Below are 8,512 nucleotides of genomic sequence, written 5' to 3'. Positions count from 1 at the left end.
GAGGAAGGCGACCCAGTCCTGGGTGCGCCAGTCGTCGCGACCGTGCTGCTCCTGCAGGCGGAAGCCGGCAAAGCCGGAATCGGCAGGCAGCTTGCGGGCCGGGCTGTCCGCCGGCATGTCGAAGTAGCGCGGCTGGTACAGGATCTCGCGCGCCTCGTTGCCGCCGACCAGATGCATCCGCACCGATTCGCCGAAGAACCGGCCGAGATGGAAGAAGGTGACGGGGTAGGCGCCGCTGCCATCGGCGAAGGGCGACAGATCGGTCCGGAACCTGATCTTGCCATGGGCGTCGTAATCGATCGCCTGGACGATGTCGGGCGACGGCCGGTAGGGCGGCTGGTAGGGCTGGGCCGCCAGCGCCTGGGCCTGCGCCACCAGCCCGTCATAGGAGAACGGCGCCGCCGGGCCGAGGGCCAGCCCTTCCCGGTCGGCCGCCGCGGCCCGCCTCGCGGCCGGCAGCCCGGCCAGCAGTGCAGCGGCACCGGCGGCGCGAAGCAGCGTGCGGCGATGGAACGGCATCATGGTCATGCGGCCTCCCCTGGCCCCACGCCAGATAGACCGGCGATCCGGTGCCGGCAAGGGCAGGAAGGCTTTGACCGCCACGGCGCCGCAGCGTGAAATGGCGCGGAATCTTGTGCGGCGGAGGGGCGGGTGAGCGACGGCAGCGGTACGTCCGGCACGCCGCTGGCGAAGAAGCTGGGGCTGAAGCCCGGGCGATCGGCGCTGCTGCTTGACCTGCCGCCGGATCTGCGGCCGGTGTTCGACGCCGCCGGCTTCGCCCGGCTGGCCGAGGGGACCCTAAGTGAGCCGGTGCCCGAAGGGCCGTGGGACTATGTCCACATCTTCAGCGCTTGGCGGGCGGGCCTGGACCTAGCGCTGGCGGCCCTGCGGCATCGCCTGGCGCCCGACGGCATGGTCTGGGTGTCCTGGCCGAAGCAGGCGGCCAAACGGCCGGGCGACCTGACCGAGCACGGCATCCGCGACGCCGCGCTGCCGCTCGGGCTGGTCGATGTCAAGATCTGCGCTGTCGATGCCGCCTGGTCCGGCCTCCGGTTGGTGATCCGCAAGGCACTGCGCTGAGCGACGCTGGCTCAGAGATCGTTCGAGAATGGGTTCGGCGTGAGTCGACTGGAGGTGGTTTCGAGAACCGGCGCGCAGCGGACGTTTGGTCCGTGAGCACCGGAAGCGGAGAAACCGCCATCAGGCGGCCGCGCCAAGCCCATTATCGGACGGTCTCTCAAAAGTCGGAGCAGCGGCCGTTGACTTCCCAGTCGCCATAGCGGGTCGGCTCCGGGCCCTTCGGGCCACCGATCTCGCCGGGCTTCTGCGGCACGGCCTCGATCGGCGCGCCGGTGCGGACATCGATGCGTTCGGCCAGGGTCTTGGCGGCCAGGGCCTCCTCGGCGGAGGGCTTGGCGGGGGTGGGATCATGATCGCTCATGCCCCTGATATGGCGAGGCGGACGCCCCGCGTCCAGCCTTGATCGGGCAGGCTTGATCCGCCCGGCGACAGGGCCATCTGATCCGGGACGCTGACAAATGGAGACTTCGATGTCGGGTTATATCCGCACCGCGATGCTGCTGGCCGCCCTGACCGCGCTGTTCATGATGGCGGGCTGGCTGCTGGGCGGCCGGGGCGGAATGCTGATGGCGCTCGTGGTGGCGATCGGCATGAACCTGTTCGCCTATTGGAACGCCGACAAGATGGTGCTGCGCATGCACAATGCGCGCGAGGTCGATGCCCGCACCGCGCCCGACTTCCATCGCCTGATCGCCCAGCTGGCGGAACAGGCGCAGCTGCCGATGCCGCGGGTCTATCTGGTCGACACTGACCAGCCCAACGCCTTCGCCACCGGCCGCAACCCGCAGAATGCCGCCGTGGCCGCGACCACCGGCCTCTTGAGCCGGTTGTCGCCGGAGGAGGTGGCGGCGGTGATGGCACATGAACTGGCGCATGTCCGCAACCGCGACACGCTGATCATGACGATCACGGCGACGCTGGCCGGCGCCCTGTCGGTGCTGGCCAATTTCGGCCTGTTCTTCGGCAGCGGCACCAACCGCAACAACCCGCTCGGCTTCATCTGCGTGATCCTGACCATGATCCTGGCGCCGCTGGCCGCGATGATGGTGCAGATGGCGATCAGCCGTGGCCGGGAATACGAGGCCGACCGCGTCGGCGCCGAGATCTGCGGCCGGCCGCTGTGGCTGGCCTCGGCGCTGGAGAAGATCGAGGCTTTCTCGAAGCGGATCGACTACGCTGCCGCCGAGCGCAACCCGGCCACCGCGCCGATGTTCATCATCAATCCCCTGCACGCCAATGCGGTCGACAGCCTGTTCTCGACACACCCCTCGACCGCCAACCGCGTCGCCGCCCTGCGCCGCATGGCCGGCGTTGCGCCGGCACAGGCGCGCGGGCCGTGGGGCTAATCATCAGGCATTCGGTCTGCTGACGGCCACGCGCCGAGGTTTCAACGCATGACCGCCGACGCCCTTCCCGTTGTCGCCCGGGCGAGGTCGCGATCCGCGATTCTCGGCTGGTGCCTGTTCGAATGCGGGCTCAGCGCCTTCAGCGCCGTCATCAGCACCTTCATCTTCTCGGTCTATTTCAACAAGGGCATCGTCGGCGACCCGATCGAAGGCACTGGGCTGTGGGGCCTGACGATGGTCTGCGCCGGGGTGGCGATCGCCGTGCTCAGCCCGGTGCTGGGCGCGGTGGCCGACCATGGCGGACGGCGCAAGATCTGGCTGGCCAGCTGCGTCCTGGTGGCGGTGGTGCCGACGGCGCTGCTGTGGTTCATGGCGCCCGAGCGGTCCTCGATCGTCCCGGCGATGGTGCTGGTCGGCCTCGCCACCATCGCTTTCGAGCTGTCCTACGTCTTCTACAATGCGCTGCTGATCGAGGTGGCGCCGCCCGGCATGCTCGGCCGCGTCTCCGGCTGGGCCTGGGGGCTCGGCTATTTCGGTGGGCTGGTTTGCCTGGTGATCGCGCTGTTCGGGCTGATCGGCTTCGGCGGCGCGGCACCGCTGCTGCCGCTGCCCGATGTGGCCCAGGCCGGGCCGCGCGCCGCCGGGCCGCTGGTGGCGCTGTGGTGGCTGGTCTTCGCCGTGCCGTTGCTGCTGCTGGTGCGCGAAAGCCGTGTCGGCGCGCCGATCGGCACCGCGGTCCGCCGCGGCCTGGCCGATCTGTGGCGCACCGTGAAATCCCTGCCGCGGCAAGGCGACCTGCTGCGCTTCCTGATCGGCAGCGCCGTGTACCGCGAAGGCTTCAACGTGCTGTTCGCCTTCGGCGGTATCTACGCCGCCGGCACGCTGGGCCTGGATTTCGGCCAGATCGTGCTGTTCGCGATTGGGCTCAACGTCACCTCCGGCATCGGCGCGTTCCTGTTCGCCTGGATCGACGACGCCATCGGGTCGAAGCCGACGATCCTGATCTCGCTGGTGGCGCTGATCGCCATCGGCGTGCCGATCATCCTGACCTCCGACCCGATCTGGTTCATCGGCCTGGCCCTGGTGCTGGGCCTGTTCGTCGGCCCGGCCCAGGCCGCCAGCCGGACGCTGATGGGGCGGATGGCGCCGCCGGGCGGCGAGGCGGAGGCCTATGGCCTCTACGGCCTGACCGGCCGCGCCACCGGCATCATCGGCCCGTCACTGTTCGCCGCCGCGACCGCCGCCTTCGCCACCCAGCGCGCCGGCATGGCGGTGATCGTCGTCCTGTTCGCGCTCGGCGGCCTGGTCCTGGTGACGGTCAGGGAGCCGGCACGGGGTTAGCCTTCAGAGCCTGTCCGCGTAGGTTGCAGACCGAGTCTGTTCGAGAATGCGCTGGGGCGAGTCGGCTGGTGGTGGTTTCGAGAACCGGCGCGCAGCGGACGTTTGGTCCGTGAGCACCGGAAGCGCAGAAACCGCCATCAGACGGCCGTCCCAGTAGCATTATCGGATAGGCTCAGTGGCGGAAATGCCGGCGGCCGGTGAACACCATGGCAATGCCGGCGGCATCCGCGGCCTCGATCACCTCGCGGTCGCGCATCGAGCCGCCGGGCTGGATCACCGCGGTGGCGCCGGCGTCGACCAGGGCCTGCAGCCCGTCGGCGAAGGGGAAGAAGGCCTCCGACGCCGCCACCGACCCGGCGATGCGCGACCCGGTCTCGCCTGCCGCCTGGGCGGCTTCGGCCGCCTTGGCCACGGCGATCTTGACGCTGTCGACCCGGCTCATCTGCCCGGCGCCGATGCCGACGGTGATGCGGCCCCTGGCGAAGACGATGGCGTTGGACCGGACGTGCTTCGCCACCTGGGTGGCGAACAGCAGGTCCTCGATCTGCGCCGCGGTCGGCGCCTTGCGGGTCACCACCTTCAGCTCCGACGCCACCGCCGCCGCATCGTCGCGGGTCTGGGTCAGGAAGCCGCCGGCGACGCTGCGCAGGATACGGCGGCGCTGCTTCGGGTCCTGCACGCCCCCGGTCTTCAGCACCCGCAGATTGGTCTTGGCCGCGAACACCGCCGCGGCTTCCGGCGTGATCTCCGGGGCGATCACCACCTCGGCGAACAGCGCGGTGATCGCCTGCGCCGTGGCGCCGTCGATCGGCCGGTTGGCGGCGATGATGCCGCCGAAGGCGCTGACCGGGTCGCAGATCAGCGCCTTGGCATAGGCCTCGCCCAGCGTGGCGGCGACGGCGACGCCGCAGGGGTTGGCGTGCTTGACGATCACCACCGCCGGCTCGGTGAATTCCGACACCGCCTCGAACGCCGCGTCGGCGTCCAGGATGTTGTTGTAGCTCAGTTCCTTGCCCTGCAGCTGCTCGGCCGTGGCCGGGCCGGGCACCGACGCGCCGGTCAGGTACAGGGCGGCGGCCTGGTGCGGGTTTTCGCCATAGCGCAGCGTCTCCGCCAGCTTGCCGGACAGCGACAGCCGCGGCGGGAAGGTCTCGCCCTCGACATCGGCGAACCAGGCGGCGATGGCGGCGTCATAGGCGGCGGTGCGGGCGAAGGCTGCTGCGGCCAGGCGGCGGCGGGTGGCGCCCAGCGTGCCGCCGTTGGAGGCGATCTCCAGCCGCAGCGGCTCATAGTCGACCGGCGAGGTGACGACGGCGACGAAGGCGTGGTTCTTGGCTGCAGCGCGGGTCATGGCCGGGCCGCCGATGTCGATGTTCTCGATGCTGTCGTCGAAGCTGGCGCCGCGCGCGATCGTGGCCTCGAACGGGTACAGGTTGGACACCAGCAGGTCGATCGGCGCGATGCCGTAATCGGTCATCGCCTCCAGATGCTCGTCGCTGTCGCGCCGGGCCAGCAGGCCGCCATGGATCTTCGGGTGCAGGGTCTTGACCCGGCCGTCCATGATCTCGGGGAAGCCGGTGTGGGTCGACACCTCCTTCATCGGCACGCCGGCATCGGCCAGGGCCTTGGCGGAGCCGCCGGTCGACAGGATCTCGACCCCACGATCGGCCAGGAAGCGGGCGAATTCGACGATGCCGCTCTTGTCGGAGACGGAGATCAGCGCGCGGCGGATCGGCAGGGCGGCTTCGGTCATCATCGGACGGCTCCTGGTCGGGAATGCGCCCGTCTTTAGACCCGACGGGAAGGGATGTCGATCATCAAGCGGACCGCTGCACCGCGGCGTGGCGTCAGGCCAGCCGCCGTTCCCGGCGCAGGATCCATTGCACGCCGGTGCTCTCGACCCCGACCTCGCCCCAGATCACCACCTGGGTGGTCTTGCGTCGGTCGGCGCCGCGGCCGGAATAGATGCCTTCCTCCAGCGCCACTTCGCCGCCATAGCCGCGCAGGCGCCAGCCGTCGCCGCTGGGCAGCCGGATGATCACCGAGCTGCCGCCCTGCACCGGCGACAGCTGCAGCGCCGGGTGCAGGTGGAAGCGGATGGCGAAGGGCAGGCCGCGCGCGGTCTCGTTCTCGGCGAACAGGATGTCCTCGCCGCGCAGCTCCTCGCCGCTGGCCGACAGCTCCAGCCGGCGGCGGTGGATCAGGCCCATCGCCGCGCGATAGCCGTCATGCCAGGCGTCGATCAGGATCGACTGCGAGGTTTCCTGCCGGTCGATCTCGATGTCGTGTGGCCGCTTGCCGATGCCGGCGTCGCGCAGGATCTCGGCCGAATCGCGGCCGCCGACCGACAGGGTGGAATGCGCCGGCGTGCCGCGCAGTGCGGTGTGCCAGGCGCTGTCCTCGGCGGTGCCGCGGCCGGGCCAGGCGCCGCAATTGACGATCATCCGCTCGCGCCCGACCGACAGCTCGAAGCTCAGCAGCCCGGCATGGCTGGCGGTGTCCAGCCCGGCCGGCGGCGGCGCGCCGACATCCATCAGCAGCAGGGTGCGCCCGGCCATGGCGCGTTCGAAGCCGCTGTGCCGCGCGCTTTTCGGCGCCCGGTGCTTGGAATCGGCCTGGGCGAGGACGGCGTCGATCAGCACCGGCTCGCCCTCCTGCGCATCGTTGAACAGGGCGAAGCCACCATCGCCGTGGCGGAACAGGCGCAGCGCCGGGGCCATCCGGTCGATCGCCAGATGCAGCGCGTCCGGCACATGCGCCTGGGCGGCGCGGAAGGCGGCGCGGATGTCGATCAGGTGGCGCAGCACGGTCAGGTGGATCGCCGGGTTGCGCTGGACGTGGCCGCCATCGGGCAGCACCTGGCGTGGCAGGCACTTGCCCAGGATGCGCTGGGCCAGGTCCAGCCGCGGCCGGCCCTGGGGCAGGGCGACGGCACCGTAGACCAGCCCCTTCACCGTCTGCATCTGGCGCGGGTCCATCGGGTCGCCATCGGCGACACGGGACAGGTGGCGCAGCTGGCGCGACTGGCTGGCGAACACCCGGTTGCGGAAATCATCGTCGGCGCTGGCGCAGAAGAAATCGTGGGCGCCGAGCCAGCTGGCGATGCGCAGCCCCAGGATGTCCGGCCGCCACATCAGCGGGTGCCAGCGGTCGTAGCGCTCGATCCAATGGTCGATCAGCCGCCGGGCCTGGCGCCGCGCCTGGTCGCCGCCGGCAGCGCGCAGGTCGCGCAGCCATTCGAAGCCGTGCAGCGCCTCGGTGAAGGCCGGGCCGGCGCCGAACGGCTCCCATGGCGCGGCCGCCGCGGCCTCATAGGTCTGACCGCCCAGCCGGTACACCCCGGCGATCAGCGCGGCACCACGCTCGGCGTCGCCCGGCCAGGGGTCGGGCGGGATCATCAGCAGGTCGCGCGGTCCCTTGCGCCCCAGCGCCACGGAGTAGAGCGGGTTCGAATAGGCGAACCGCGTCAGCTGGTCGTGGACGTTGCGGGTCAGGCTGCGCGGAGACCTCATCGATCAGCCATTGCCGCGGATGGCGGCGATGTTGGCGGCATAGGCGGCCGGGCCGCCGCGGAAGGCCGCGGTGCCGGCGACCAGCGTATCGGCACCGGCGGCGACCACGCGCGGCGCCGTCTCCGGCGTCACCCCGCCATCGACCTCGATCCGCACGTCCAGGCCGGCCTTGTCGATCATCGCCCGCAGCCGGGCGATCTTGTCGACCTGGCTTTCGATGAAGCTCTGCCCGCCGAAGCCGGGATTGACCGTCATCACCAGGACCAGGTCGATGTCGCCCAGCAGCTCCTCGACCATCGCAACCGGCGTTCCGGGGCTCAGCACCACGCCGGGCGCCTTGCCGAGCGAGCGGATCAGCTGGACGGTGCGGTGCGGATGGGGCCCGGCCTCGGGGTGGAAGCTGATGCGGTCCGCCCCGGCCTCGGCGAAGGCCGGGATGTAGGGGTCGACGGGGCCGATCATCAGGTGCAGGTCGAAGGGCAGGGCGGACCAGGGCCGCAATGCCTTCACCACGCTGGGGCCGAAAGTGATGTTGGGCACGAAATGCCCGTCCATGATGTCGAGATGGAGCCAGTCGGCCCCGGCCTCGGTCATGGCGCGGGCTTCCTCGCCCAGGCGGGCGAAATCGGCGGAGAGGATCGAGGGGGCGATCAGGACGGGTTTGACCATGATCGTCCCTGAATAACAAGGGACCGGGCCCGTCACAACCATGATGGGGCCGGCGCCAGGAAACCGGGGCCGGCGCGCAGCTGCGCCCGGCCCCGTCCGGTCATGACCTACTTGGGCTTGGCCAGGAATTCCTTGACGTTGTCGGGGGTCACGACGTCGAGGCCGACATAGGTGATCTGCTGCACCTTCTCGCCCTTCTTCAGCTTGAACAGCGTCTCCATCGCCAGTTCGCCCATCTCATGCGGCTGCTGGCCGATCAGGGCGTTGGCGTAGCCGTCGCGCAGCAGCTCCAGCTCGGTCTTCAGCGTGTCGGCCGAGACCAGCACGATCTCCTTCGACGCCAGTTTGGCCTTGATCGGCTCGGCGAAGTTGCGGAAGGCGTCGGGGACGAACAGCGGCCAGCCGCCGACCGGCAGCAGGGCGTCGATGTCCGGGTGGGCGGTCAGGGTGTCCTGCAGCTGCTGCACCGCCAGCGCCGCGTCGTCGTTGCAGTACAGCGGCGAGCCGGCGACCTGGGTCCAGCCGGCGCCCAGCCCGTCGATGGTGCCGCGGACGCGGTCGTTG

General features: G+C 70.4%; 9 protein-coding genes. 3 read left to right on the top strand and 6 right to left on the bottom strand.

From position 1 onward, the window contains the following. The coding region (locus AC3XYG_RS29130; protein ID WP_489143375.1) for a glucan biosynthesis protein at positions 1 to 528 on the bottom strand (528 nt) is incomplete at its 3' end. Between the two features lie 123 nt (positions 529 to 651). Here AC3XYG_RS29130 and AC3XYG_RS29125 point away from each other — a divergent pair. Continuing rightward, positions 652 to 1,080 carry a DUF3052 family protein gene (locus tag AC3XYG_RS29125; RefSeq protein ID WP_489143374.1) on the top strand — a complete coding sequence of 143 codons (429 nt, stop codon included), beginning with the start codon at positions 652 to 654 and terminating at the stop codon, positions 1,078 to 1,080. Positions 1,081 to 1,237: 157 nt separating this feature from the next. Here AC3XYG_RS29125 and AC3XYG_RS29120 read toward each other — a convergent pair whose 3' ends face one another. Continuing rightward, positions 1,238 to 1,441, bottom strand: a complete 204-nt coding sequence (locus tag AC3XYG_RS29120) for a DUF1674 domain-containing protein (RefSeq protein WP_489143373.1) — start codon at positions 1,439 to 1,441, stop codon at positions 1,238 to 1,240. A gap of 109 nt (positions 1,442 to 1,550) precedes the next feature. On the opposite strand from AC3XYG_RS29120, the gene htpX reads away from it, so the two are divergent. Together htpX and AC3XYG_RS29110 are read left to right on the top strand one after the other, a co-directional pair. Further along, positions 1,551 to 2,426, top strand: coding sequence for a zinc metalloprotease HtpX (gene htpX, locus AC3XYG_RS29115; RefSeq protein ID WP_489143372.1), 876 nt, complete (start codon positions 1,551 to 1,553; stop codon positions 2,424 to 2,426). Between the two features lie 48 nt (positions 2,427 to 2,474). Continuing rightward, entirely contained in the window at positions 2,475 to 3,767 is a 1,293-nt protein-coding gene (locus tag AC3XYG_RS29110) for an MFS transporter (RefSeq protein WP_489143371.1), read from the top strand. 172 nt (positions 3,768 to 3,939) lie between these two features. Here the strand turns inward: AC3XYG_RS29110 and purH are convergent, their stop codons facing one another. The 4 genes from purH to AC3XYG_RS29090 form a co-directional block, all read right to left on the bottom strand. Next, positions 3,940 to 5,520, bottom strand: coding sequence for a bifunctional phosphoribosylaminoimidazolecarboxamide formyltransferase/IMP cyclohydrolase (gene purH / locus AC3XYG_RS29105; protein WP_489143376.1), 1,581 nt, complete (start codon positions 5,518 to 5,520; stop codon positions 3,940 to 3,942). Positions 5,521 to 5,614: 94 nt separating this feature from the next. Then, entirely contained in the window at positions 5,615 to 7,279 is a 1,665-nt protein-coding gene (locus tag AC3XYG_RS29100) for a heparinase II/III family protein (protein ID WP_489143370.1), read from the bottom strand. A gap of 3 nt (positions 7,280 to 7,282) precedes the next feature. Further along, the gene (gene rpe / locus AC3XYG_RS29095; RefSeq protein WP_489143369.1) at positions 7,283 to 7,948 is read right to left on the bottom strand and encodes a ribulose-phosphate 3-epimerase; all 666 of its coding nucleotides are present in this window, start codon (positions 7,946 to 7,948) and stop codon (positions 7,283 to 7,285) included. Positions 7,949 to 8,055: 107 nt separating this feature from the next. Then, positions 8,056 to 8,512 (bottom strand): substrate-binding domain-containing protein (locus AC3XYG_RS29090; RefSeq protein WP_489143368.1); only part of this gene is annotated, 457 nt, incomplete at its 5' end.

This window comes from Inquilinus sp., assembly GCF_057815775.1.
Note: the sequence above shows the minus strand (reverse complement) of the source record. Positions and strands in the feature narration are given on the sequence as shown.